The organism is Nocardia sp. GCM10030253, from assembly GCF_042675075.1.
GTDB lineage: Bacteria > Actinomycetota > Actinomycetes > Mycobacteriales > Mycobacteriaceae > Nocardia.
The window spans coordinates 104,549-128,028 of record NZ_JBHTDL010000008.1 but is presented as its reverse complement, the minus strand read 5'-3'; the positions used below and the strand labels follow the sequence as shown (position 1 = coordinate 128,028).

26 protein-coding genes and 1 other RNA gene are annotated in these 23,480 nt (G+C 63.3%); 14 read left to right on the top strand and 13 right to left on the bottom strand.

All coding sequences use genetic code 11. From position 1 onward, the window contains the following. Positions 1-6 precede the first annotated feature (6 nt). The 5 genes from ACFQZZ_RS19185 to ssrA all read left to right on the top strand — a co-directional run bounded on the left by ACFQZZ_RS19185 (position 7) and on the right by ssrA (position 3,277). Entirely contained in the window at positions 7-1,086 is a 1,080-nt protein-coding gene (locus tag ACFQZZ_RS19185) for a metallophosphoesterase (RefSeq protein ID WP_378682275.1), read from the top strand. 67 nt (positions 1,087-1,153) lie between these two features. Continuing rightward, positions 1,154-1,402 carry a hypothetical protein gene (locus ACFQZZ_RS19180; protein WP_378682272.1) on the top strand — a complete coding sequence of 83 codons (249 nt, stop codon included), beginning with the start codon at positions 1,154-1,156 and terminating at the stop codon, positions 1,400-1,402. A gap of 73 nt (positions 1,403-1,475) precedes the next feature. Beyond that, a complete protein-coding gene (gene smpB, locus ACFQZZ_RS19175) occupies positions 1,476-1,949 on the top strand; it encodes an SsrA-binding protein SmpB (protein ID WP_378682269.1) in 474 nt (157 codons plus the stop codon). Next, positions 1,946-2,809: an EamA family transporter gene (locus ACFQZZ_RS19170; RefSeq protein WP_378682266.1), complete on the top strand. Its 864-nt coding sequence runs from the start codon at positions 1,946-1,948 to the stop codon at positions 2,807-2,809. Before smpB ends, ACFQZZ_RS19170 begins: the two co-directional genes overlap by 4 nt. Positions 2,810-2,904: 95 nt before the next feature. Next, positions 2,905-3,277: a transfer-messenger RNA gene (ssrA, locus tag ACFQZZ_RS19165) on the top strand. Positions 3,278-3,496: 219 nt separating this feature from the next. Here ssrA and ACFQZZ_RS19160 read toward each other — a convergent pair. Together ACFQZZ_RS19160 and ACFQZZ_RS19155 are read right to left on the bottom strand one after the other, a co-directional pair. Further along, complete coding sequence (locus ACFQZZ_RS19160) at positions 3,497-4,438, bottom strand: hypothetical protein (RefSeq protein WP_378682264.1); 942 nt, start codon at positions 4,436-4,438, stop codon at positions 3,497-3,499. 238 nt (positions 4,439-4,676) lie between these two features. Then, positions 4,677-5,036: a hypothetical protein gene (locus tag ACFQZZ_RS19155; RefSeq protein ID WP_378682261.1), complete on the bottom strand. Its 360-nt coding sequence runs from the start codon at positions 5,034-5,036 to the stop codon at positions 4,677-4,679. Between the two features lie 179 nt (positions 5,037-5,215). Here ACFQZZ_RS19155 and ACFQZZ_RS19150 point away from each other — a divergent pair, with 179 nt between their 5' ends. Next, entirely contained in the window at positions 5,216-6,079 is an 864-nt protein-coding gene (locus tag ACFQZZ_RS19150) for a hypothetical protein (RefSeq protein WP_378682258.1), read from the top strand. A 19-nt stretch (positions 6,080-6,098) separates the two neighbouring features. Here the strand turns inward: ACFQZZ_RS19150 and ACFQZZ_RS19145 are convergent, their stop codons facing one another. The 7 genes from ACFQZZ_RS19145 to ACFQZZ_RS19115 all read right to left on the bottom strand — a co-directional run bounded on the left by ACFQZZ_RS19145 (position 6,099) and on the right by ACFQZZ_RS19115 (position 12,322). After that, positions 6,099-6,440 (bottom strand): helix-turn-helix domain-containing protein, encoded by a 342-nt coding sequence (locus ACFQZZ_RS19145; RefSeq protein ID WP_378682256.1) that lies wholly within the window; start codon positions 6,438-6,440, stop codon positions 6,099-6,101. After that, on the bottom strand, positions 6,437-6,706 hold the full coding sequence (locus tag ACFQZZ_RS19140) for a type II toxin-antitoxin system RelE/ParE family toxin (protein WP_378682253.1): 270 nt from the start codon (positions 6,704-6,706) through the stop codon (positions 6,437-6,439). The genes ACFQZZ_RS19145 and ACFQZZ_RS19140 overlap by 4 nt, the downstream gene beginning before the upstream one ends. A gap of 1,387 nt (positions 6,707-8,093) precedes the next feature. Then, on the bottom strand, positions 8,094-9,491 hold the full coding sequence (locus tag ACFQZZ_RS19135) for a hypothetical protein (protein ID WP_378682250.1): 1,398 nt from the start codon (positions 9,489-9,491) through the stop codon (positions 8,094-8,096). Beyond that, a complete protein-coding gene (locus tag ACFQZZ_RS19130; protein WP_378682247.1) occupies positions 9,488-9,799 on the bottom strand; it encodes a WXG100 family type VII secretion target in 312 nt (103 codons plus the stop codon). The genes ACFQZZ_RS19135 and ACFQZZ_RS19130 overlap by 4 nt, the downstream gene beginning before the upstream one ends. A 23-nt stretch (positions 9,800-9,822) precedes the next feature. After that, complete coding sequence (locus ACFQZZ_RS19125; protein ID WP_378682244.1) at positions 9,823-10,140, bottom strand: WXG100 family type VII secretion target; 318 nt, start codon at positions 10,138-10,140, stop codon at positions 9,823-9,825. A 289-nt stretch (positions 10,141-10,429) separates the two neighbouring features. Continuing rightward, positions 10,430-10,738 carry a type II toxin-antitoxin system PemK/MazF family toxin gene (locus ACFQZZ_RS19120; protein ID WP_378682242.1) on the bottom strand — a complete coding sequence of 103 codons (309 nt, stop codon included), beginning with the start codon at positions 10,736-10,738 and terminating at the stop codon, positions 10,430-10,432. 423 nt (positions 10,739-11,161) lie between these two features. Beyond that, a complete protein-coding gene (locus ACFQZZ_RS19115; protein ID WP_378682239.1) occupies positions 11,162-12,322 on the bottom strand; it encodes a phage tail tip lysozyme in 1,161 nt (386 codons plus the stop codon). 401 nt (positions 12,323-12,723) lie between these two features. Here ACFQZZ_RS19115 and ACFQZZ_RS19110 point away from each other — a divergent pair, with 401 nt between their 5' ends. From ACFQZZ_RS19110 to ACFQZZ_RS19085, 6 genes are all read left to right on the top strand, one after another. After that, the gene (locus tag ACFQZZ_RS19110) at positions 12,724-13,632 is read left to right on the top strand and encodes a LysR family transcriptional regulator (RefSeq protein ID WP_378682236.1); all 909 of its coding nucleotides are present in this window, start codon (positions 12,724-12,726) and stop codon (positions 13,630-13,632) included. Positions 13,633-13,890: 258 nt separating this feature from the next. Beyond that, positions 13,891-14,445, top strand: a complete 555-nt coding sequence (locus ACFQZZ_RS19105; protein ID WP_378682233.1) for a cysteine dioxygenase — start codon at positions 13,891-13,893, stop codon at positions 14,443-14,445. Positions 14,446-14,509: 64 nt separating this feature from the next. Then, complete coding sequence (locus ACFQZZ_RS19100; protein ID WP_378682230.1) at positions 14,510-15,754, top strand: pyridoxal phosphate-dependent aminotransferase; 1,245 nt, start codon at positions 14,510-14,512, stop codon at positions 15,752-15,754. Between the two features lie 465 nt (positions 15,755-16,219). Continuing rightward, positions 16,220-16,573, top strand: coding sequence for a hypothetical protein (locus ACFQZZ_RS19095; RefSeq protein WP_378682228.1), 354 nt, complete (start codon positions 16,220-16,222; stop codon positions 16,571-16,573). Positions 16,574-16,835: 262 nt separating this feature from the next. Further along, positions 16,836-17,666 carry an NAD(P)H-binding protein gene (locus tag ACFQZZ_RS19090; RefSeq protein ID WP_378682225.1) on the top strand — a complete coding sequence of 277 codons (831 nt, stop codon included), beginning with the start codon at positions 16,836-16,838 and terminating at the stop codon, positions 17,664-17,666. 213 nt (positions 17,667-17,879) lie between these two features. Beyond that, complete coding sequence (locus ACFQZZ_RS19085; protein ID WP_378682223.1) at positions 17,880-18,467, top strand: YdeI family protein; 588 nt, start codon at positions 17,880-17,882, stop codon at positions 18,465-18,467. 25 nt (positions 18,468-18,492) lie between these two features. On the opposite strand, the gene ACFQZZ_RS19080 is transcribed toward ACFQZZ_RS19085, so the two are convergent. Continuing rightward, positions 18,493-18,933, bottom strand: coding sequence for a MarR family winged helix-turn-helix transcriptional regulator (locus tag ACFQZZ_RS19080; RefSeq protein ID WP_378682221.1), 441 nt, complete (start codon positions 18,931-18,933; stop codon positions 18,493-18,495). A gap of 98 nt (positions 18,934-19,031) precedes the next feature. On the opposite strand from ACFQZZ_RS19080, the gene ACFQZZ_RS19075 reads away from it, so the two are divergent. Beyond that, a complete protein-coding gene (locus ACFQZZ_RS19075; RefSeq protein WP_378682218.1) occupies positions 19,032-19,928 on the top strand; it encodes an alpha/beta fold hydrolase in 897 nt (298 codons plus the stop codon). 12 nt (positions 19,929-19,940) lie between these two features. On the opposite strand, the gene ACFQZZ_RS19070 is transcribed toward ACFQZZ_RS19075, so the two are convergent. Next, the gene (locus tag ACFQZZ_RS19070) at positions 19,941-20,792 is read right to left on the bottom strand and encodes an NAD(P)H-binding protein (RefSeq protein ID WP_378682215.1); all 852 of its coding nucleotides are present in this window, start codon (positions 20,790-20,792) and stop codon (positions 19,941-19,943) included. Positions 20,793-20,931: 139 nt separating this feature from the next. Between ACFQZZ_RS19070 and ACFQZZ_RS19065 the strand changes: the two genes are divergently transcribed. Then, positions 20,932-21,882 (top strand): AraC family transcriptional regulator, encoded by a 951-nt coding sequence (locus ACFQZZ_RS19065; RefSeq protein ID WP_378682212.1) that lies wholly within the window; start codon positions 20,932-20,934, stop codon positions 21,880-21,882. Positions 21,883-21,890: 8 nt separating this feature from the next. Here the strand turns inward: ACFQZZ_RS19065 and ACFQZZ_RS19060 are convergent, their stop codons facing one another. Both ACFQZZ_RS19060 and ACFQZZ_RS19055 read right to left on the bottom strand, forming a co-directional pair. After that, positions 21,891-22,784, bottom strand: a complete 894-nt coding sequence (locus ACFQZZ_RS19060) for an AMP-binding protein (RefSeq protein WP_378682209.1) — start codon at positions 22,782-22,784, stop codon at positions 21,891-21,893. A 204-nt stretch (positions 22,785-22,988) separates the two neighbouring features. Continuing rightward, a complete protein-coding gene (locus ACFQZZ_RS19055; RefSeq protein ID WP_378682206.1) occupies positions 22,989-23,177 on the bottom strand; it encodes a hypothetical protein in 189 nt (62 codons plus the stop codon). Positions 23,178-23,480 lie beyond the last annotated feature (303 nt).

The following is a 23,480-nucleotide window of genomic DNA, read 5'->3' as shown; positions in this document are numbered from 1 at the left end:
CATCGCGTGACAGATGACAGCACGATCGGGCGGCGTGGTTTTCTAGCGGGCGCCGCGACTGTCGCGGCGGGAGCGTCGCTGGTGGGTTTGTCGCCCGCCAACGCGGTGCCGGTCGAGGCGGGCGTGTCGAAGTTCGCCCTTCCGGACGAACGCGGCGTGCGTGTGCTCGTCACCGGTGATGCGGGCACCGGCACCCGCAACCAGTGGGCCGTCGCCGACGCCATGCGCGATCACCATCGCCGCCAACCGTTTTCGCTGGCACTCGGGCTCGGCGACAATATCTACGAGAGCGGTCCGAACAGCGGCGTCGACGTCCAGTTCGCGGACAAGTTCGAAAACCCCAATGCCGGACTGGATTTCCCGTGGCTGATGGTGCTCGGCAATCATGACAACAGCTCGGTGTTCGGCGGCGATGGCGGCTGGCTGCTGCGCGGCAACAACGAGGTCGAGTATCACGCGCATTCCGCGCGCTGGTGGATGCCGAGCAGGTACTACTCGGTGCGGGTGCCCGAAGAGAACCCGGTGGTCGAATTCTTCGTGCTCGATATCAATCCGCTTGCCGCCTACATCCCGCCGATCTTCGACCCGTACTGGGCGGTCGACGGCCAGTTCATGAACGAGCAGCGCGCCTGGCTGGATCGCGCCATCGCCGAATCCCCGGCGAAGTGGAAGATCGCCTGCACGCACCATCCCTATCTCAACAACGGCCCGCACGGCGACGCAGGACGCTATGAGGGGCTCGCGATCGAGCCGCTGAACGGCGTCCACGCCAAGCGGTTCTTCGAGGACCACATCGTCGGTAAGTGCCACTTCATCCTGTCCGGTCACGACCATTCGCTGCAGGTCCTCGAGCCGACGCCGGAATCGAAGGGCACCAGGCAGATCGTTTCCGGAGCAGCCGCCAAAACGGTCGGCGCCGAGCCGAAGCTGACCCCCGGCGGCACGCACCCCGCCCTGTTCGAGAACTATCACCAGCTCGGCTTCATGGTCATGGAGCTCACCGCGAGCACCGCCGATCTGAAGGTCGTCACCGTCGACCTCGCCAGTGGTGGCGCCGACGAGGCTTTTGCCCGCCGCCTCGCCTGAGTCTCGAGTGCATTGCGCTGCGCGCTAATTTCGGCGCAGCTCCGACCCGGCGGCTACGGTGCTGCGTATGGCATCTGGTGATGGCCCAACCGACGACGGGGCCGGCGGCTCCGGCGACATCTCCGCCCGCGAACCAGTGGACGCGCCGCCACATCAGCGCGGCACTCACGATCTCACGGTCGAATCGGTGTGGCTGCGCCATCGCCCGCCGCCGCTGCGCCGCCATCCCGCGCTTCCGCGCGCCTCCACGATCTTGCTGGTGGCCGCCTTCATTGCCGTACTCCTGCTGTACCTGATGCTGCGGCCGGGCGGATAGCACGCGACGCTGTTGGCTACCGGGTCACGACCTGGGGATAATCCCGTTGCGGGGCCACTTTAAGCTTCTCGTTATGAAGGAACAAGGGCGCAAGGTCATCGCGACCAACCGCCGGGCGCGGCACAACTACACGATCCTGGAAACCTTCGAGGCCGGGATCGCGCTGGTGGGTACCGAGGTCAAGAGCCTGCGCGAGGGCAAGGCCTCGCTGGTGGATGCCTTCGCGACCGTCGACAACGGTGAGGTGTGGCTGCGCGGGCTGCACATTCCGGAGTTCAGCCACGGCACCTGGACCAACCACTCGCCGCGCCGGGTGCGCAAGTTGCTGCTGCACAAGCGTGAGATCGAGCGGCTGGTCGGCAAGTCGCGCGAGGGTAATCAGACGCTGGTGCCTTTGTCGATGTACTTCTCCGACGGCAAGGTGAAGGTCGAGCTCGCGCTGGCCAAGGGTAAGCAGGACTACGACAAGCGGCAGGATCTCGCCAAGCGCGATGCCGAGCGAGAGGTCACCCGCGAGCTAGGGCGGCGGATCAAAGGCATGCGGTGACAGCTGTCCTGCTGGCGTTGGTCGCCGCCGCCAGTTACGGCGTCAGCGACTTCTTCGGCGGAGTGGCGGCACGGCGGGTGACCGCACTGCGGATCGTCGTTGTCTCCTATCCGATTTCGGGGCTGTTGGTGCTTGCCCTCGTGCCATTGGTCGCAGGCAGCCCGGACCTCGCGTCGATGGGCTGGGGTCTGGCGGCGGGAGTGGCCAGCGGCCTCGCGGTGTGGTGGTTCTACGCCGCATTGGCACGCGGTCCGATGGCTGTGGTGTCGCCGTTGACCGCGGTGCTGGTTGCGGGTATTCCGGTGCTCGCCGGTCTGGTGATCGGAGAACGTCCCGGCGCACTCGCGTTCGGCGGCATCGCGGTCGCGCTGCTGGCCGTGGTGCTGGTCAGCCGGGAAGCGCCGGATGATGTCACCGACGAGATCACCGGCGGCCGCGAGCTGCGATTCACCCGCAGTGTCGCGCTGTTGACCGTCGGATCGGGTGCGGCCTTCGGCTTCGCGTTCTTCTTCCTGCACGAAACACACGCGAGCGCCGGCCTCTGGCCTCTGGTCGCGCAACGTGTCGCGGCCATCGCGGTCGTGTGGTTGACCGCGCTGGGCACCGGGGAGTTTCGGACGCTGCGCGGCGAACCGCTGCGACTGGCGGCCTACATCGGCGTACTCGACACCATCGCCAACGCGGCGCTGCTGTATGCCTTCCACGGGTCGCTGCTGTCGCTGGTCAGCGTGATCGGCTCGCTCTACCCAGCCGCGACCGTGTTGCTGGCCATGGTTCTGCTCGGCGAACGGGTCGGTCGTATGCAGCAGGTCGGCATGCTGCTGGCGCTCACCTCCGTCGGCCTCATCGCCGTGAACTGATCACCACCTGGCCTGACACAGCGCCCCGGATAATGGAATGAATCAGGCATCGCCAGGTGTTAACATGACTAGCCCGACAAGGTGTCGGGACGTACGGGGCTGAACGGTTTCGACTGCGTACGTAGATTTAGGGGAAGCGTGTCGGTGCAGGCAAGAGACCACCGTAAGCGTCGTTGCAACCAATTAAGCGCCGATTCCAATCAGCGCGAGTACGCCCTCGCTGCCTAAGTAGCCAGGTCGTCTCTGTCAGTCCGGGTTCGTCCCTCGACCCGGGTACTGGCATCAGCTAGAGGGAATTACCGTCCGGCTCGGTCACGGAGTCGGACGGGACATCAAACAGTGACTGGGATCGTCATCCGAGCTTGTTCGCGAGACCCGGAGATCCGAGCAGAGACATAGCGAACTGCACACGGAGAAGCCCTGAAGACGCGGCGGAGGACCCGGGTTCGATTCCCGGCAGCTCCACTCGGCAGGCCCGGTCCATACGGACCGGGCCTTCGTCATTCATGGAAGCCCTCGCCGGCTGCCCTCCATCACACCCCACCTCGGCTCGCCAGACCTGCTGCCTCGCCCGCCCCGAACTCCCAGGCGCGGTCCTAGAGTTGTCTGCCCTCTCGGGCCTACCCCGATTGCCGGTCTCGACGTCGCACTTCAGGGTGTGGACACCCATCCGCATAGGCAGGTCGTCTAGTGAGCTGCGGCCGTCGGGCGCTTACGTGGTCGCGGTGGCGGGTATTGGAACGGCTCGAAGATCTCGTCCAGGCGCAGTCCCATGAAATTTTGATCGGGATACAGCAGACCGTGGAAGTCGTGATCCTGATAGAGAGCTTCCTCCAAATCCTGGAAGTTGTAATCGTATTCGGATTCGGGTAGATCCCGGATCGATGCGGGCTGCATCTCGTCGAGCTCGTCACATGCCGTCCGAGCGTCGGCGAGCATCGACCAGAGTGCTATTTCTTCGGCCATAGAGCGTGGTAGAGGGTAGTCACCGCGCTCCAAGTCGTCGACCAGATTGTCGAAACATCGCGCCAAACGCTGATAGAACTTCGCCTTCTGCCCGTGCATCGATTCTGGCAGGTGGTTCTCGCCGAACCCGAAATCCTTGTCTCGAACCTCGTCGCCGATGACGCATCCGGAAGTCCGCAACATCTCGGCGGTGCGCGGCGTGATGATCGTCGGCCGGAAGTAATCGTCCTCTTCGAGCACGCTCAGCTCGTCCTCGCTGATTTCATTGCCACTCGGGTCGTGAGGTGCCGACGTCACGGGAAAACGCATCACACCGCAGATGGACGGCCGGACCAGAGCTTTGAGGTAGGGATCGTTCAGCTCGCCGAACAACTTCAGGTCGGACTCGACGTTGGCGCTGATGGTCTTGGCGATCCGCTCCACTTCCGCACGCACCGGTCCGGGAGCCGCGGCGATTGCTTCGGTTAGGAATTCGCGCGCCAGGCCGACGCCTTGTAGGAGGTCGTTCAGCGCGTCGGCCAACCGCACTGCTTCCCAACGGCGTTCGAAGGTTGCGATTGCTTTCAGCTCATCCCAGCCGTCGTCGTGGTACACCGCGACGACGCGATGCTTACTCGGCGTGTGCTGCGGCAGGAACAGCTTGTAGGGGTTGTTGTAACTCATATCTCGGAGTGAATCCTTATGTGTTGGTGACGTTTTCGGGTACACCGATCGATGCCTGGCCGCTCTGGAAATGGACGCATGAGAGCGCACAGCCCTGCTGGCCGGGGGTTCGATCAAGGGTTTCCTGCTGGCTGCCACGGTTCGTCCGGTGGCCCCGTTGCGGGATCGTTCGACTCTAGCACGGGCGTAATGCCAAGTGTCGTCGCTTTGGTTATGACTGTGGCTTGGCGACGGGTTGTCAGTGGCCTTGGGGGAGCTGTGGTGCGTGCCCCCTTGGGATGATTCCCGCCACGGGCTCACGCTCTGTGAATTCCTCACTGACCTCCAACCGTCGGATCGTTACCCCGTTCTCTCGAAGCACTTTCGCCACCGTCCGCTTCGCCATGTGGTGTTCCACCTTCAGCTGCGTCATCGCCGCGCCCGCGTTGTACTTGGCGATGATCTCAGCCGCCTCGGTAGGACTCAGTTGCTTCTTCGTTCCGCCGGGTGGTTTCGGCTGAGATGGCTTTGACCTGCGCGGTCCGCTTATTGCGATGTGTCGTTGCAGCTCAGCGAAGTTCGCCAGGATGTCGGTCTGGTTCGAGTAAGTTCCCGCCATGTCCACAAGACGAGAAATCGCAGGTCGACAACCTGCGATTTCTCGTATCTGCTGCACGTAGCCTCGCTGAACAGGTCTTTTCCGAATGTCTTAGGTTCGATTCACGAGATGTGTCCTACTTGCTTTTCCTGTTCGAAAGTCCTTCGCACAGTGGTGGTTTGGCCACTAATCTCCACCGTGTGACAGTCAACGATTCCCAGGCTTGGCAGCCATTCAGCAGCCGTAATGCGGGTCAGCCCATCGATCTGAGCTGGCATGAAGATGTTCCGAAATCGTTGGAGCACCCGCTTCGAGAGTGGCTCGACCGCCAGTATTTGCTCAACCCCGGAATCCGGCAGCAGGTTGCCGCGCGGCTCCGGTACGTGCCGACCGAGAAGTACTGGTATCACGACAACATGTGTGGGGTGCCGACGGAGGAGTTGTTGGATTGGATCGATGCAACTCTGCACGTCAGGACTGACGGCCAGCACTTTGACTTCGGAGATTTGCTTGGGGATCAGGTGAAGCTGGTTGATGCTGTCTTGCGCGATGGGCGCTCGGTCTGGAAGGTCAGCGAAGCTGGCAACTCGTTGGAACGCCGCCAAGACCCGGTAGTCACCAGAGCAGTGCGCGAGGCATACCAGAACGCCGCGGCTGCCAATCGCAATGCCGCCGCCGCTCACCTGCAGGTTGCGTGGGATGCCGCGTACCGGTTCCATCCTGATCCGTCTACGGCATACCGGGAAGCGATTCTTGCTGTCGAGGCGGCGGCGATCCCTGTTGTTGTACCTACCCAGGCTGGCGCGACCTTGGGGCATGTGCTGGGGCAACTCAGCAAGCAGGGTCATTTGTACGCGCTTGCCATCCGCGACAAATCCGGTGTCTCAATCCCCGTGACGGCAGTGGCACTGATGATTGGGCTGTTGTGGGAAGGGCACACAGATCGGCACGAAGGCGTCACACCTGCGATTCCGATCACGCCGGAGGCTGCCCAGATGGCATCGACGCTCGCTGTGGCTCTCGTTCAGTTGTTTACGACTGGAGCGATCCAGCGCCGCCGTTAAAGCTCGGACGCAGCCAGGTTCAGGCTGCGTCGGTGTGGTGGCTGGTGAAGTTCACTCGGGTTTCGTCGGCGTCGAGGGCGATGTTGAGGGTGGCGTCGAGGGCGTCGGCGAGTTTGGCGAGTAGGGGGAGGGTTGGCACGGTGTCGGAGCCTTCGATGCGCGAGATTTTGGCTTGGGTCAGGCCAGCACGTTCGGCGAGGTCGGCTTGGGTGAGGCCGAGTTCGGTGCGGCGGTCGTAGACGGCTTGGGCCAGTGCCATGGAGAGCCGGATTTCGCGGCGGGTCTCGGTGACATCGTCGGGTTCGGTGTAGCCCTCGGCGAGTTTGCGTTCCCGGAGGGTTTTCCAGCGTGCGTGGCTCATCGGTGGGTCCTGCGGAACACCGTCAACAGGATGGCTCGTCGTCCAGGTGCGAGCCAGTAGGTGATGCGGATGGCTGCGCCATCCAGTGTTGGGCGTAGCTCGCGGACCCCGTCGCCAAGATATCGGGCGTAGGGTTCGCTCAGCGACTCTGCTTGTTCGGCGAGTAGGCCGACGTATTCGTCGATCTTGAGGAAGTGCTTGGCCGGCAGCGCTTCCAGCCAGTCCCGCACCTCGGGCTCGATTTCGATGGTGAACAGTTCGCTCACGACACCAACGATATATGTCGTCGACGACATGCAGCAAGGTGCCGGCTAGGTCGGTTTCGACGCCAGTTGTCCATCTGGATGATCGCTATTGCAGGAACCCACCCCCTCAGCGGTACTGCCCGCCCCTCGGACGAATCGTCACTCCAGCTTCCCGCAGCACCTTGGCCACTGTTCGCTTGGCCATGTGGTGCTGCACCTTCAGCTGAGCCATGGAGCGCCAGCTTTGTATTTGGCCACGATCGCCGCAGCCCCCTCTGGGGTCAGCTGCTTCTTCGGACCGCCAGACGCGCCCCTGCGGGACAGTGTTGACCTACGCGGTCCGCTTCGCTCGAACCGTTGCCGCAGCTCAGCGAAGTCCTCTAGAAGATCGGTCGGTTCGAGTATCTTCCCGCCATGTCCACTCGGGAAGTGTCCTTGTAACCAGCGATAATGCTGGGAGCGGGGGTGTTTTTCGTTGTTCAGCTGTTGACGGCGTCAACACATGGGCGCGCTACCCAGGTACCGGGGGTCTTCCCGCGGGCGGCACCGCCCACGTCATCGCTGGTGAGCCGGACAGTTATAGCTGAACCGCAGTGCCGAGTAGGTTGGGACTGATTCGAGCAGTTGTTCAACGTCGGCGAGTTGCCGTGCAGAGCAACAGCGCCGACCATTCGGGCGCGTTCTTGGAACCACGGGCGATGGGGCGAATCGTGCGGCACCAGCTATTGGCTCAGGTACCGAACAGACATGCCCGATGCGGGAATGTGGTCTTGTACCGCTCGCTGCGCCGGTCGAATGCCAGTGCTTGCGCGGTTTGCCTGCGAGACCTGCTCTCCGCCGGATTGTGAGAAGTCAACTCCGTGGGCAGCTGCTCGTCGGGAAAGCCCCGCCCTTCCGTCAACTCTAGAACTTTGCGCCAATCTCCGCGAGGTGCCCCTCTCGCGAAACGCCGACCCATACCGGCCCGCATTCGAAAATGGAGGAGGATTCGTGTCCAGTGAACAACAGTCGGATTTCGTGTTCATTCACAATAAACCCGAGATCTTCCTGCAACTCGACTACAGCTCCGTGGGCGAGACTCTGGGCACTGTTATCACCATTCGTGTACCACGGTCGCCGGTCAACAACGGGAGACGAACGTACAGAATCATCAGCTACGCCCAAGGTTGCCGCTGCGGACACGAGGGGGGACGGCGGTTCGACAAGGACAATTGCTGAGACCAGCATCCCGGTCTCCAAATCGACCTTCAACTCGACCTCGCCACCCCTGCTTCCGGAAACCCGAAGGTACAGCAAGCTTGTCGACGGTCGAGGCAGCCAAGACACCTTCATCGGAATCCACGGGTCATGCTCGACCGTCGCCTCGGCGCAAAGTTCAGTCCCCACGACTTTGACCACAGTTTCTCCTTCATCCCACATAGAGCGCATGAACAACCGCCGGAAGTTGACCAGCTCCACGCGGTTCACCGAACTTCAATTCCCACCCGCCATATCGAACCAGCTGATTGTAAACCATACCGTTGCGGCTGGCCTCCTCAACCGCAGCCTGCAGACTTTTCATCTGAGCCTGCGCCGCCAAATCCAGCTGGGCTTTCGTGGATCCACGGCCAGCCATGTGCTGCAGGTATTCCGCCATATGTTCAGTAGCGTTTCCATGGACCCATACTCTATTTTCGCCGACCTGCATTTCATATGAACGCGGCAGTTCAGTTCCGGGATAGTTATCCTGTGTAGCCTTGATCTCATCCCAGAACTTGTCGTCCCTAACGTTGCCGTCCCCCTTCTTTCTGTCCTTCCTCCAGTTTTCGAATTTTTCGACCAGCTTGTCTTTGAGTTCTTTGATGCGCTGGATGGTTTCTCTGGTTTTGGTGCCGATGCGTTCGACCGTGACCGCCGCCCGGAGCTTCGCCGCTTCTACGGCCTTCTTGATCAGGCCGGCGAACTTGTCGATGATTTTGGCGACTGCGACCGCGGTCTTGGCGGCCACTGCCGCGGCGCCGACGCCGAAGCTGACGCAGGAGGCGACTACCGAGAGCGCGAGGTTGACGGCAACTTCTGTGGCGAGTTCTGTAGCGAGGTCTTTGACCAGTTGCTCGAGATCGGCTCGCATGTCGTCATGGGCTTTTTTCTGATCGCGGCAGGCTTGGGCGAGTTCGCCGTAGGCACCCGCGAGATCGCCGGCGGCAGTTTTGAGTTCTCGGAGGTCTTCGTCGATGAAGTTCGCGTCCGGGGAGGTCACTTGCTCGAACAGCGCTGCCGCGCGTTCGAGCTCACCCGGGGAGGCAGTTACGGTGCCGTTGTTGGCGAGGTTGTGCCAGACGTCGCCGGAGTGGGACAGCTTGGTCGTGTCGCCGTCAGGGATAGGGATGCCGACTTTCGCTGCCAGTTCGAGACCGTCATCGACGAGTCCGCGGCCGGGTCCGCCCGCAGAAGGTGGTACCAGCAGCGAGGTGAGCTCTTGCGGGGAGAGAGTGAAGGATGGGTTCAGGTTGGGAGCGGCGGGCTCCGGTTGACCGCTGTTCGGGTCGTGGTCCGCAAGGGCATGGTTGTACCCGGCCTGTTTGAGTACCTGGGCGTAGCCGTCGAGCGCCAGCACCATGTCGATGGACATCGTGTAGATGTCTTTGCATTGCTGGTCATAGGACTCAGCCCACTTCTTACCGTCGCCAACACTGCCGGCCATATTGGTGGTGTCGCCGAAAGACCTCATCGCGGCTTTGAATGCTTCGAAGTGTCCCGAGGCGGCTTTGCCGCAGATGTCTGCGGCGTCGTAGTAGGTCTGTGCGGAGACGTCGAGGACCGTCACGACTGGCTGCCCGTAGTGCGGCCGAGCATCTGCAGGTTCGTGGTTATTGCGGCCTGGTAGCGGTCCCGCGCGGCCGTGGCGGTGGCGCGCATGGTCTCGATACCCTCGGCGACATCTTGGGCGCCGGCCACCCATTTCGTGATCGCATCGTTGGCCGCAGTGGCGGACGGGCCGGTCCAGCTGGACTGCAATGCCGCTGTGCGTTGCTGAATACCGGAGACGCTTTCGGTAAGGAACCCGACGAACCCCCTTAGCTGCGTGGCGATGTCGTCGAGCTCCTCTAGATCCACCCGGAACGAGTCAGCCATGAACTTCTTCCTCCCCCAACGCCTTACGGCAAATCCAGTGAGCTTGTGCTGGCGGCACGCTGTGTGTCGAGATCGACGTGCGTATCGGCGACCACGCCGAGTAGTTCGGCCAACGTCGCCAACGCCTCCAGGACGGTTTCCGCACCCTTGCGCGTCTCATCCCAGCCGGAGCGATAGGAGGTAGCGGCGTTGCCGGTCCAGTTCTCCAGCAACCTGTTGACGTCGGCATCGATGGAACGGAGACCGTTCACCAGCTCCTCAGCCGTCAGTTGGACGTAGCGACCGGCGTCGGTGACCTCAGCCGGGACGACATCGAACTTCCCGTCCCACGATTGCGACACGACAGCCCTCCCCCTCGTGCAGTGACACAGCAATTTACACCAGCCACTCGGCGGCGACGAACTCTCCAGGAATTGCGGCATCCCCCGCGCCAGCAGAATGCCGCACGACCCACACCTCTGCAACGTGGCTCCGCCGGGACTGTTCCGGCAGTTCGCGAGCAATAGGCCAAGGGCAACAAGCCGTGCTTCAGGTGGCGGGCTTCGCTCCCGGACGCCCGTTTGTCGGGTATCTGTTCCAGAACGTTGTCGCTGCCTCGCGAGCCGGGCTGTCTCGAACCAGTGGGTTTGTCTACAGCCCGAGGTACAGCCGCACGGCGCGTTCCAAGCTCTCCATGTCTTCTTGGGATAGGTACCCGACTATGTCCTGGACATATTGGGTATCCAAGGAACGGATCTGGTCCACCAGCAGAAGCGTTGAGCTGCCGAGCAATTCAACCCGCGGACGAAATGGTGAATCTCGAGCCGAGGTCGAGGTGGGTACCACCGTGACCATGGACCAATCGATTTCGGATAGGACTACCCCGTAGCGTCTGCCGCATTGCTCGCGGCCGCGACTGACCTGACCGAGATCCACCTGATGGACGGCTGCGCGGATCACCAGGCGTCCGGCTCCTGGTTGAGGTCTTCACCGCAGGCATCGATTCGTTCGGCTTCCTGCTGGGCGGCAATGACCCATTCCTGGCGTTCCAGCTCGTGTAAGGCACGACGGATTACATCCGCCTTGGTTTCCCCCGGTTTGGCGAGCCTGTCGACGAGGGTCTTGTCGGCTTGGGTGAACCGGATACCGGTGGTGGCGCTCTGATGTCGGTGTGATCGGACATGATGTATTTACGCAGTTAGATGACACTTTGGCTGCGTGGCCAGCGGCTTGGAACGGGTTCGATTCCCGGCAGCTCCACAATGAAGGCCCGGTCCAACCGGACGGGTCTTTACCGTTGACGGACGGTGGCTTGCCGCAGCCACACCGCGCGTGAGCGCGCCTGCGAGCTATAGCTGAAATGTGCGCTCACATACCCCGGCTTCAGACGGCGATACTCGAGTTGTTCCACTCAGTCAGGAGCCCACCTGCGTACTCGCGCCGTTTGTCGATCGTGGATCCGGAGCTTATCTCGTAGTACCGGTCGAAGGCCTCCGCCACCTCGCGGGGGTCGTTGCTGTTCGAGTCGATAAGGGTTTCGGCACGCTGATACGCGTCCACGCCGCGCAACTCCTGAACCATGTAATCGACATGGGTCCTCCAGTCGCCGATATCCTCACCCGGCTTGCTCGCGAAATCCATGAGCGCCGCCTGTCGCCCGAAACGCCACTGGAATATGCCCTTGGCTGTTCCGTTGTCACCCGTGGCGTCGACGTCGAAACCTGACTCGAACTTCGCGTTGGCGACGATTCCCGCTGCCTGTGCCGGGGTGAAGTGGTGTTCCTTGATGAGGTATTCCATCATTGCCATCGCGGTAGGCTTGTCTGTGGTGGGAATGATCGCGGTGCCCATCGAACCCGAGTTGGGGGTCGACGAGGTGGGTCCGCCGGACCCCGAGCCGGAGGACGACACCGGCTGAGTGCCGCCGCCGTTTTTCCTGGATTTGGGGTCGAAGCTCGCCCCGTCGCCGATGATTTTGAGCGCCTCGGCCGCTGCTCGATCAGAGACCCCGTTGACCTGGGTGAATGTCGTGTTCATCGTATCCCACACACCCTTGAACAGGCCGTTGATTATTTCTGTCGGCAGTTCTTTCTGGACGTTGCCCTGCTCATCGGTCACCGGCTTGCGGGTTCTGTCGTCGATCACGGTCTGCACCGCGTTGTAGGAGGCATCGATTTTCCCGTTGAGTTCCCCCACCGAGGTGTCGATGGCACTGTAGGCCTTCGTCACAACCTCGCCGATCCCAGCGGTTTTTACGACGATGCCTTCGTCCTTCCCGTGGATGCCCGACGTGGCCTTCTCCAGCTCGTCTTTGTTATCGCTATATTTGTCGATCATCGTCGACTGGTCCTCGGGTTTGGCGATTCCGCTGTCGCGCAGCAGCTTACGCAGATCGGGAGCCTTGGACGGTGTGCCCGACCCCAGCTGCTTGACCTGGGCTTGAATAATCCCCTCGGCCGCAGTGAACAGAGCTTTCAATCCAGGCGGCGCGCAGGCCGGAAGTTTGTGCAAATCGCCCAGCCGCTTGGCGTCGTTGGGGCTCATCGGCGCCTCGCTCTCACCCGGACAGACAACGTCGACACACGTCGACACATGTCGATTATCGGATGTTCCCGGACCTGGGAACGCACGAAGCGGTCGTGTACCGGGAGCTGCATTGACCACGTCAACACTGCTCGGTAGCGTCTCAGGTCACAAGAAGCGCCGAACCACTGAGATGCGTGTTTCCGCAGGTTGGCGGCGGTTCACCGCGTCTTGGGGGAAGCAGCCTGCGGCACCTGCGTGAACTCGTGAGCGGCAGACTACTACGCGCGATTCGGCGTGACATGCTGGTTCGCCTCCCCGGAGCCGGGCCTCGGACCCTCGTCCCCGGTTCGGCTGGCTGAAGCCGTGCCGCAGATAGTGCGAATTGCTATGGGAGGCAAAGAAATGCTTATTCTGGATTGATGTTCGACTCACGGCACGTTCGGGTTTTCGACGAGGTCGTGCGGACCGGTTCATTCGCTGCGGCGGCGCGGAATCTCGGCTATACCCAGCCCGCGATCAGCCAGCAGATGAAGGCGCTCGAGCGGTCCGTTGGCACTCCGCTGTTCGTGCGGGTGGGCAGGGGGCTGCGGCTGACAGATGCCGGCCAGGTCCTTGCTCAGCATGCTGCGGGCATACTCGGGACCATCTCCGCGGCGCAGCAGCAGATGACGGCGATCACCCGGTTGAAATCTGGGCGTGTTCGGGTCTGCGCATTCCCCAGTGCGAGCGCGACGCTGGTCCCGTCGGCTGTGGCGGCGATCAAGACCCGGCATCCTGGAATCCGGATCGAGTTGTTCGACGCAGAACCACCGGACTCGGTGGAGGCGCTGCGTCGCGGGGACTGTGACATCACACTGGCCTTCACCTACGACGCATCGAGTGAGCAGCCGGAATCGGATGACCTGTACAAGGTTTCGCTGCTCGATGACCCGTTGATCGTATTGCTGCCCAGGGGTCATCCGCTGGCACGGCGCCGATCGGTCGAGTTGGCGCAGCTCGCCGAGGAACGGTGGATCGCCGGATGTGTGCGTTGCCGTAGCCACTTCATCGAGTCATGCGCGACTGCCGGTTTCGAACCGCACATCGATTTCACGACAGATGACAACCTCGCCGTGCAGAGCCTGGTCGCCACCGGCACGGGTATCGCGGTCATGCCGAGCATGGTGCAGTCGTTCATCCGCCACCCGAAGGTCGTCAGCCGCCCGGTGATCCCCGTGGACTCCCGGACGGTGGCCGCGTACGCACTGGCCGGCCATCAGAAGATTCCGGTCACCCGGCTCATGATGGAAGCCCTTCAGTTTGCCGCCAACGAGATGAGCGGGATGTGAAATATGTTGCTGCACCCAGAGTTCCACTCATAAGCGTTCCTTTGGTAGCGGCAAGAATATCTGAGTAGACCGAAGAGGTCGGTGGGCTGCATGCTGATCGGCATGAGCCGCTTCCACGGATTCGACGCCCTTGTCATCGACGATCTTCCGTTGCAAGGCAAGGAGTTTCATACTCGTCGAGTTTCTTCGGCAGTGTCGAGTCGCTGATCGAGATGTTCGGCCCGTTTTCGTTCGTCTCACTCGTTGATCGGAGTCGACATGTCCATCAGCACCGCCGCCCCGAGCACACCGGTCCTCGCTGATCTCGTGTGCGCAGTGCGAGAAATTGTCCGGCTCGAACGTCCGCCCGCCGAGGCTGCACGGCTCGTCGCCGGTCGGATCGAGGGGTTCCTCGCGCAGCCGGATCTGCTGCCCGCCGAGTACCGCGAGGGCGCGCCGGATCGGTATCGGCAGCACCTCGTGCACACCGAAGACGACGGGAGTTTCTCGGTGGTGGCACTCGTGTGGCAGCCCGGGCAGCAGACGCCGATCCACGACCATGTGGCCTGGTGCGTGGCCGGGGTTTACGAGGGCGCCGAGACCGAACGGCGATACGAGTTGCGTGGCGAAGGTGTCACCGCACGTCTCGTCGCGGCGGACGACGCGATCAACAACGCTGGAACCGCCTGCGGCTTCGCCCCGCCCGGTGACATTCACCTGGTGCGCAATTCCGGTACATCGACGGTGATCTCGATCCACGTATACGGCGCGCACATCGGCAAACTCGGTACCAGCATCCGCCGCGAGTATCACCTGCCCGTCGCGGACGAATGACCAGCTGGGGTGTGGTCCTGTCCCCCTCAACTCTTCGAATCACTTCGACTTCAGGAGAAGACTCTTGGTTCCGCGCTCGGCCACGCTGGCCCTCAATGAAACGATCAACGCACGCCGGGCGGCCGGCCAAGACATCCTGCATCTCGGGTTCGGCGAGGCGGGGCTGCCGGTGCTGCCCGAGGTCGCTGCCGCACTGGCCGAGGGGGCCATGGAGAACGCGTACACCCCGGTGGCCGGGACAGTCCGGGCGCGCGAGGCCGCCGCGCGGTATCTCTCGCGTCGCGGTCTGCGCACGAGCGCCGACCAGGTCATCCTTGCTCCAGGCAGTAAGGCGCTGCTATACGCCGCCATCGCGGTGCTGCCCGGCGACGTGGTGCTGCCTGTCCCCTCCTGGGTCAGTTATCCGGCGCAGATCGGGCTGATCGGCAAGCGGGCCATCGGGGTGCCGATACCTCGCATCGCGGGCGGTATCCCGGATCCAGACCTGCTCGAATCGGCGCTCGTGACGGCCCGCAAAGATGGCGCCGATCCGCGGATTCTCATTCTGACCGTGCCGGACAACCCGACTGGAACCATCGCGGGCGCGGACCTGGTCGGGCGGGTCTGTGAGATCGCCGACCGGCACGGCATGACCATCATTTGCGACGAGATCTATCGCGACCTCGCATACGACCCCGAGGCGATGCACAGCCCGGCGACTCTGCTGCCGCACCGGACCATCGTCACCGGCGGACTGAGCAAGTCCATGGCCCTCGGTGGATGGCGAATCGGGTTCCTCCGAACCCCGCCCGGCCTTGCGGGACAGCAACTGGCGGACCGCATCACCGGGCTCGGCAGCGAGGTCTGGTCCTGTCTGGCGGGCCCCATGCAGGCGGCGGCAGCCTTCGCCTTCGAAGCGCCTGCGGCGGTGACCGAGCACATCGCCGCGAGCCGACGGCTACACGCGAAGGTCTCCCGCGCCGCGCATGCAGTGTTCGCGATAGCCGGTGCCGCCTGCCGGGCACCGCAAGCCGGGTTCTACCTCTATCCCGACCTCGAGCCATTCCGTCCCGCACTGGCCGACCGCGGCATCGAAACGAGCGTCGCCCTCGCCGACTATCTCCTCGACGAGTACGGCATCGGCGTACTGGCAGGTGAACATTTCGGTGACACGCAGGGGAGTCTGCGTTTCCGAGCGGCGACCAGTCTCCTCTATGGACAAACGACCGATCAGCGCTGGGAAGCGTTGGGCAGCAACGATCCAACGTCCCTGCCCTGGATCTCCGCGGCACTCGACCGCCTGCACGCCGCACTGCAATCCCTGGCGTGACCCGCTGACCCTGCCGACACCACGACAAGTAGCGCCGACCGCACGGCCGCGTCAGTCGATTGTGGCGACGGAGGCCACGGCACAGCTCCCACCCGGCGGGGTTCGCCCCACCTCCGCCTCGGGCTTGCCAACCTGCGGCTGCGGTTCCGGCTCCTCGACACAGGCTCGGCTTCCTGTCGCGGTTCAAGCAACCGCAAGCCCGTTATATGACGTGCCGTCATATAACGGCACGTTAATTGAACTAAGTCCCCTTCTGGTTGAATTTCTAGTGCTTGAGCTGCACTTAAGCATCGGCGATGACCTTGGGGTGCACCTCGGTCAGAAGTGACTCATTGAACGTGCCGTTGGCTGGCGGTATATTAAGTGGCACGGGTTCTTCTCCGCTCCGCTAGGGATGTCGAGGTCGAGCCCACCGAGATCGTCGATTGACAACTGATTGATTCGTACCGAAATGAGGAAGCTCTGATGGGTCGAGATAACCGCACTGGGCGTGCCTGGCCAGTGGTCGCCCGTATCGCAGTGGTGTCCGCGATAGCGCTGATGCCGATTACCGCCGCTGCCGCCCCGGCGTTCGCCGACCCGGCCGTTGCGGTGACGGTGGCGGAGTCGGACCAGGTCGACTTGGTCCACGGACGCCATGGTCACGGTTATGGGCACGGTCACGGTCACGGTTTCTGGAACCAGCCGCGTTACCCGAGCTACCCCAGTTACCCGAGCTACCCCAGCTACCCGCGTTACCCGGGCTACCCGGGGTATGGCGGCTGGGGCATGTGGCCCATGCCGTCAACCGGAAGCGGGTCCGGAAGTGGGGCGTACTGAGCTAGCGCGGACGTGCACTGGAACGACGCCGGCTGGGCTTTGTGCGGCAGATCCGTCCAATGGATCCACATCTGACGTAACTCAGTCCCAGTCGTCGTCGTAATCCAGGGGTACGGCGGACTCGGGCCAGGTCAGGTTTGGCCATCAGCGCGGTGGCATCAATCCGGCGCAGCGGAGGCCGCACCGTCCTCCTTGCGCATACGGTTTCGGCGCTGGCGTCGAGCCCCGAGGGTATGACATCAACGAAGAATCGGATCAGGGCATGACATCAACGAAGTATCAGACGGCAGCTCAGACCGTTCTCGTGACCGCGGGCACCGGCAAGGTGGGTCGCCGGGTGGCGGATCGCTTGGCGGCCAAGGGTTTCCCGGTTCGTATCGGCTCCCGTTCGGCGGAGGTCGCGTTCGATTGGGAGGACCGCAGCACGTGGGCGGCGGTGCTCGAGGATGTGGGGGCGGTGTTCCTCATGTACACCCCCGGGCATCGGGACCCCCGCGCCGGAGACACCATTCGGGCGCTCAGCGAACTGGCCGTGGCGAACGGTGTCGGTCGGTTGGTGTTGTTGTCGGCTCGCGGTGAGGATCAGGCTGCTGCGGCGGAGCAGGCGGTGCGCGACAGTGGTGCGGAATGGACTGTGCTGCAGGCAGCGTGGTTCGACCAGAACTTCGACGAGGGTGTGTTCACGGATGCGTTCCCCGCCGGTCAGGTGTCGGAGCCTTTCAACGATTCCGGTGACCTCGCGGATGTCGCGGCCGCCGCGTTGACCGAGGACGGGCACGCGGGCAGGAACTATGAATTGACCGGTCCCCAATTGCTGACTTTCGGTGACGCAGCCGAGGCGATCGCGAAGGAGACCAACCGGGATGTCGCCTATATTCCGGTCAGCGGTGACCAGTTCGGTGCCGTGCTGACCTCGGAGTTCGATATGCCGGATGAGGAGGTGGACGTGATGATCGACATCTTCGCCACGCTCCTGGATAGCCGTAACACGAAGGTGACCGACACCGTCCGTCGTCTGCTGGGTCGCGACCCGGTCGACTTCGCCGATTTCGTGTGCGAGGCGGTTGCGTCGGGCGCCTGGAAACAGGACTGACCAACGGGCTGCGGGTGCGTCCGGTCGTGCGGGTGCCCCCTGCCAGGATCACGATTTCAGAGCCATCGACCGGCACCGCGCGGTTCGTAAGCTGGTGCATCAGTCCCACTCGAAAGGCCCGGTCCACACGGACCGGGCCTTCGTCATTCCGCTCGAGGATCGTCCGAACAAAGTGCTCATTTGGTGAACACTTTATGCTGGAGCATGGTTGCCATGAACATTTTCTTCGCGAGCACCATCGATGACTGGCGTACCTGGTTGGCCCAGAACTGCCAGTCCGAGAAGGAAATCTGGCTGGTCATCCACCACAAGGACAGCGGCGTGCCGAGCCTGCGGTATCACGAGGCGATCGAACACGCACTCTGCTACGGATGGATCGACGGGCTACACCGCAAACGCGACGAGAACAGCTCGCAGCTCCGGTTCAGCCCGCGTACCCCGCGCAGCACATGGAGCCGGGTGAACAGGGAGCGCGCGGCGAACATGATCGAGCAGGGTCTGATGACCGAGCACGGTCAAGCCCTCATCGATCTGGCCAAGACCAAGGGGACCTGGGAATTGGTCGCGGACCAGCAGCGTTGGGCCGTGCCAGACGACTTGCGGACACTGCTCGACCGAAATGAAGCTGCCCGCACCAACTTCGAGAGCTTTCCGCCGTCCTCGAAGCGGTTGATCCTGGAGTGGATCGTGACAGCGAAGAAGCCGGAAACCCGGCAACGCCGGATCGATCGAACGGTCGAGCTCGCGGCGGTGAACATCCGAGCCAACCACCCCGGAGTTCGGATGCACACCGCCGGCTGACGCAGTCCTTTAGTACGGCTGGTGGTTACTGCAGCAGCTTCCCGTGCAGCACTTTGAGGGTGCGGATCGTCGCTTCGACGTCTGCTGCGGGCAGCTCGCCGAAGCCCTGTACTTCGGACCGGTCGATCAGCGACTTCGCTTCCGCGAGTAGTTCTTTGCCCGTCTGCGTGAGGGTGAGGCTGTTCTGCCTGCGGGACTGCGGCGATACCTCGACCTGGATCCAGCCGTTTCGCCTCGCGATGTCGATCTGCCTGCTCACCGCGCTCTTGGCGATGCCGAGGCGCTCCGCGATGAGCTGTTGCGAGGGCACCGTTGGTCCCGCGTCGAACAGTCTCAGCAGCATGAACTGCCGCAGGCTGATACCGAGCTCGCGACGAAACATCCCGTCGCCGCGCTTGTCGATCAAGGCGACGACTTGATGGATGTAGTAGCCGAACTCGCTGTACGGATCCGTCGGATGGGACATGCCTGCATCCTACCCAGTCATGTTCACCTCAGAACTGTTCACATTAGAACGATCTTCGGATACGCTGGCCGCGAGCTACCCCTTGGAAGGATCGGCAAATGATTCAGGAACCAACACCCGGCCGTGCGCGCAACGGTGACGTCTCACTCGCCTACGAAGTGTTCGGGCCGAGTACCGGCAAGCCGCTTTTGCTGCTCATGGGCATAGGCATGCAAATGCTGCTATGGCACGAGGACTTCTGCCACGAGCTGGTGCGGCATGGCTTTCAAGTGGTGCGGATGGACAATCGCGACGTCGGGCTCTCGACGCATCTCGCGGATCGCGGCGAGCCGAGCCTGTTCGACATGATCGTGCGGCCGAAGGCCGCAGCCCGATACTCGCTCGGCGATATGGCACAGGACGCGACCGCCGTACTCGACGACATCGGGTGGCAGTCGGCCAACGTGGTCGGTGGCTCGCTCGGAGGCATGATCGCGCAGACGATGGCGATCGAACATCCGCAACGCGTGCGATCGTTGACCTCGATCATGTCCTCGCCGTCCGCCCGCATCGGACGCGCCACGATCAGGCTGAGCATGAAGGTCGCCGGATTGTTCCAGCAGCCGGTCGACTCCGCGGAGGAAGCCGGCCGGCAATTCATCGCCATGTACAAGATCATCGGCACGCCGGTCGCCAATTACCCGCTCGATGAACAATGGCTCGAGGAGATCGGTGCGAAGAGTTTCGAGCGGGCCTACGATCCGGCGGGCAAGCTCCGCCAGCAGGCAGCCATGCTCGCGGCTCCCAACCGGACCAAGGCGCTGGCCGAACTCCAGCTGCCGACACTCGTCATGCACGGCACCGTCGATCCGATGATTCGACCGGCCGGCGGACGAGCGACCGCCGAGGCCGTCCCCAACGCAAAGCTGGTGATGTTGCCGGGTGTGGGACACGGTGCATTCCCACGAGAGATCTGGCCGACCATGATCGACAATATCTGCGCAATCGGCGTGTGACCTGCGCAGGCATCAAACTCGTCGTGCGCTGAATTTTGCGACCGCGTGCTCGGCGGCATAGGCCGCGAGCGGCCGGGCCGGGTGGCCGGTGATGCGTTCGACGGTGTCGGTGACGGTTGCGTTCACGCCGTCACGGATCAGGGTGAACAGGCCCAGCTGCCAGGTGATCGAGTTGTCGTCGGCACCGGCGCCCCGCAGGCGGGCTGCGAACTGGTCGGCTGTGAGGGGTGTGTACTGCAGGTTCCGGCCTGCCGACGTACCCAGGATTGTCATTGCCTGTGCGTGGCTGAGGGATTCGGGTCCGGTGAGGACGTAGACCTGTCCCGCGTGACCCGCTGCGGTGAGGGCGGCGGCAGCGACGTCGGCGATGTCGCGGGTGTCGACGAAGCCGAGGGTGGCGTCGGCGGCGGGCAATTCGAGCGAGCCGGTGTCGCGCAGGGACGCGGCGAAGCCTTCGCCGAAGTTCTGCTGGAACCAGTTGGGCCGCAGGATCGTCCACTCTTTACCCGAGTCGCGCACGTCCGCTTCCCAGCCTGCCATCGGCACTACGTCGGGCAGCAGGTCGGCGCCGAGGACCGAGAGCAGGACCACTCGCCGGATGAGCGGTGCGGCGGCCAGTAGTTCGCGGACGAGTACCGCGCCGTTCGGCTCGGCGTAAGGGCCGACCACGTACAGTCCGTCGACATTCGCCAGGGCTGGTTCCCAGGTGCCGCGATCTGCCCAGTCGAATCGGACAGTCTCGATGCCGTCGGCCGTCGGCGCGGGATTGCGGCTGGCCGCACGGACTTTCACGCCGCGCGCCACCAGTGCGTCGACCACGGGCCGTCCGGTCTTGCCTGTCGCTCCGAGTACCAGAACAGTCATTGTCGTTCTCCCTTTGCATCCGTCGTTCTCTGTACTGAGATCAACTTATGACTGGGAATCGGGATGCTCAATGCTGCTTCGTCCGAGAATCATGCCTGATCATCCTGATGCGCGGATGGACGGTCGTAGAATAGTGCGCATGGATGTCCTCTCCGACGCGCTCGCCGCCATGCGTACCGGACAGACCCGTTCAGCGCGCACCGACGTGCGTGCCCCGTGGGGTTTGCGGTTCCCCACGGTCACCGGCACCACCTTTCACGTCGTGATGCAGGGCACCTGCTGGCTCCTGTCCGAAGGCTCGGCCACGCCTCTCGCGCTCGGCCCGGGCGATGTGGTCTTCCTTCGCGACGGCAGCGCACACGCGCTCGTCGATGATCCGGCGACGCCGCAGGTCGACTTCGTCCCCGAACGCGCCGACCCGTCCTCGACGATCGGGCAGGTCCGCATCGATGGATCGGGTGCGCACTCGGTACTTCTGTGCGGCGCCTACGAACTCGACAGAACCCGGTCACACCCTTTGATGAACGAGCTCCCCGGCCTGGTGCACCTTCCGGCGCGTTCGGCGAAGCACAGCGAACTCCGCCACCTCATCGACCTGCTCGCCACCGAGCTCGACCAACAGCGGCCGGGCGGTGACGCGATCGTGCCCGCGCTGATCGATGCGATGCTGCTCTACATCCTCCGTGCGTGGATCGACGACCGATCCGCCACCGAGACCGGTGCCGAGGCATCCTCGGGATGGGCTCTGGCACTTACCGATCCGGCGATCGGTCGAGCTCTCCAAGACATTCACGCCCACCCCGCGCACTCGTGGACCGTGCAGGAACTCGCGGCGCGAAGCGGCCTTTCGCGATCGGTATTCGCCCAGCGCTTCACCGGGTTGGTCGGCGAACCACCGTTGACCTACCTGAGCTGGTGGCGGATGACCACGGCCGGACGACTGCTCCGCGAATCCGATGCCCCGCTCAGCGCGGTAGCCCGACGTGTCGGCTACACCTCGGAGTTCGCGTTCGCCAAAGCCTTCAAACGTGAATACGGCACCCCGCCAGGCCGATACCGCCGTCCCGCCCCGATCGTTGCGCCGGTCTGAACCACCGCTCATCGATCGGCGGACATGGTGACCAGCCTGCGGGCCAGTCGGTGGGTCTGGATATCCAACTCACGGTGGGGAGATGCCGGGGTGCCGAATTCGATGGTGGTGGGAAATGCGGCGGGAGTGGGTTTTGCCTGGGGGAGTGGAGTGGTCGGCACGGTGGGGGGTGCGCCACAGGCGGATGCGGTGGAGAGGAATACCGTCATCGAGTCGGAGGTCGACAGGTGATGTTCGCCCCGTCGTGCACAGATCCCGGCCACCGCTGCTTGCGTCACCGCCACGGCGTCGACTACGCCAGGTGCGTCGACGGAGAAGGTCACGTACGCGATGTCTTCGGCGCGTATCGGGCGTAGTCGCTCCTCGTGCGGTACCGCGTCGGCGGAAGACAGTGCGAGCTCGTTCTGGAATTCCGGGTCGTTCAGCATCAGCCACTGTGCTGAGCCGCGGAGGTTTCCCGCGCCTGCTGTCAGCCCGATCGCCGGTTTCCAGTCGGCCAAGAGTTGCGTGACATGTTCGGCGGCAGTGTTCGTATCGACGACGATGAATCCAGCGCCGGTTTTCGCGACCGCCCACATCGCCGACACCGACTCGATCGATGATCCGATCGCCAACGCGACGAGATCTCCTGGGCCGATATTGCGCTCGATCAACAATCGAGCCAACCGTGAGGACGCGCCGTCCAGTTCGCGATAGCTGAGCTCGGATCGGCGGCACGACACCGCGGTGCCGTCGGGATCGGCCTCGACGGCCGCCGCCAATAGTCGCGGCAGGTTGACTACCCGGGGTCGCCGTGAACGAACCGGACGCGGGCGTACCGGGTTGCTCATCGGCTGCCACGCATCGGACTGCTGCCCATCACCATTGTTTACCAATCCACCGATGCCGAGACCGGTCGCCACTTCTGCTAGTCGAGCCGTCCTAGGGGAAAGTTGCTTCGTTGTTGCCCCACTCTAGAAAGGCAACACCTACTTTCGGTGCGTGACCGACCGCGTGTTGCGTCGAACCTGTTGATCGGTGCGCTCCGTGGCATCCCTTGGCGGCGGCTGGCCTCGGCCGATGAAGCTACCCGGTGGCTGGAGTTGCTCCAGGTCCGCGGGCGTGGCTCAGTCCCACAAACGGGCGCATGGAAGCGGCGGTAGATCGTCGCGCAGCTCGTCGTCGACGGTGACTCTGAACTCTGGAAAGCCTTGGGCCAGTTCGTCGGCCACGCTCTGGGCCTGCTCGGCCGATGCGCGGTATTCCAGTGTCAGTTCGCCGGATTCGATGCGGATGTGTCGCGCCGGTACTGTCATGTCCCGGCTCCTTCCCTGAGCGACCGGGCCGCCGGGTGGGTCGGTCGTGATTATCGAGCGTGGCTCGAGATAGGTAACAGCTATCGGCGGCCGGGTGCCGGACGAGTATCCGTAAGGTGCATATTCGGCGCACCGGCGATCGATCAGAAGTGCGTACGGGTCTGTTGGGGCGCAGTGGTTCTCAGTGTCGGTAAGCGAATCGACCTGTGCGCCATGGTGTCGATGGCGGGCGAGCGGTGACAGCCCCGCGCGTTGTCAGGTGCCGCCGAACAGGGCCGTGACGGCCGATCCGGTCACGAATCC

What these genes read in the sequence shown, in the direction of transcription:
- ACFQZZ_RS19180 (WP_378682272.1), top strand. Translation starts at nt 1,154, where the DNA reads ATGGCATCTGGTGATGGCCCAACCGACGACGGGGCCGGCGGCTCCGGC.
- smpB (WP_378682269.1), top strand. Translation starts at nt 1,476, where the DNA reads ATGAAGGAACAAGGGCGCAAGGTCATCGCGACCAACCGCCGGGCGCGG.
- ACFQZZ_RS19160 (WP_378682264.1), bottom strand. Translation starts at nt 4,438, where the DNA reads ATGAGTTACAACAACCCCTACAAGCTGTTCCTGCCGCAGCACACGCCG.
- ACFQZZ_RS19155 (WP_378682261.1), bottom strand. Translation starts at nt 5,036, where the DNA reads ATGGCGGGAACTTACTCGAACCAGACCGACATCCTGGCGAACTTCGCT.
- ACFQZZ_RS19145 (WP_378682256.1), bottom strand. Translation starts at nt 6,440, where the DNA reads ATGAGCCACGCACGCTGGAAAACCCTCCGGGAACGCAAACTCGCCGAG.
- ACFQZZ_RS19130 (WP_378682247.1), bottom strand. Translation starts at nt 9,799, where the DNA reads ATGGCTGACTCGTTCCGGGTGGATCTAGAGGAGCTCGACGACATCGCC.
- ACFQZZ_RS19115 (WP_378682239.1), bottom strand. Translation starts at nt 12,322, where the DNA reads ATGAGCCCCAACGACGCCAAGCGGCTGGGCGATTTGCACAAACTTCCG.
- ACFQZZ_RS19110 (WP_378682236.1), top strand. Translation starts at nt 12,724, where the DNA reads ATGTTCGACTCACGGCACGTTCGGGTTTTCGACGAGGTCGTGCGGACC.
- ACFQZZ_RS19105 (WP_378682233.1), top strand. Translation starts at nt 13,891, where the DNA reads ATGTCCATCAGCACCGCCGCCCCGAGCACACCGGTCCTCGCTGATCTC.
- ACFQZZ_RS19095 (WP_378682228.1), top strand. Translation starts at nt 16,220, where the DNA reads ATGGGTCGAGATAACCGCACTGGGCGTGCCTGGCCAGTGGTCGCCCGT.
- ACFQZZ_RS19090 (WP_378682225.1), top strand. Translation starts at nt 16,836, where the DNA reads ATGACATCAACGAAGTATCAGACGGCAGCTCAGACCGTTCTCGTGACC.
- ACFQZZ_RS19085 (WP_378682223.1), top strand. Translation starts at nt 17,880, where the DNA reads ATGAACATTTTCTTCGCGAGCACCATCGATGACTGGCGTACCTGGTTG.
- ACFQZZ_RS19080 (WP_378682221.1), bottom strand. Translation starts at nt 18,933, where the DNA reads ATGTCCCATCCGACGGATCCGTACAGCGAGTTCGGCTACTACATCCAT.
- ACFQZZ_RS19075 (WP_378682218.1), top strand. Translation starts at nt 19,032, where the DNA reads ATGATTCAGGAACCAACACCCGGCCGTGCGCGCAACGGTGACGTCTCA.
- ACFQZZ_RS19070 (WP_378682215.1), bottom strand. Translation starts at nt 20,792, where the DNA reads ATGACTGTTCTGGTACTCGGAGCGACAGGCAAGACCGGACGGCCCGTG.
- ACFQZZ_RS19065 (WP_378682212.1), top strand. Translation starts at nt 20,932, where the DNA reads ATGGATGTCCTCTCCGACGCGCTCGCCGCCATGCGTACCGGACAGACC.
- ACFQZZ_RS19055 (WP_378682206.1), bottom strand. Translation starts at nt 23,177, where the DNA reads ATGACAGTACCGGCGCGACACATCCGCATCGAATCCGGCGAACTGACA.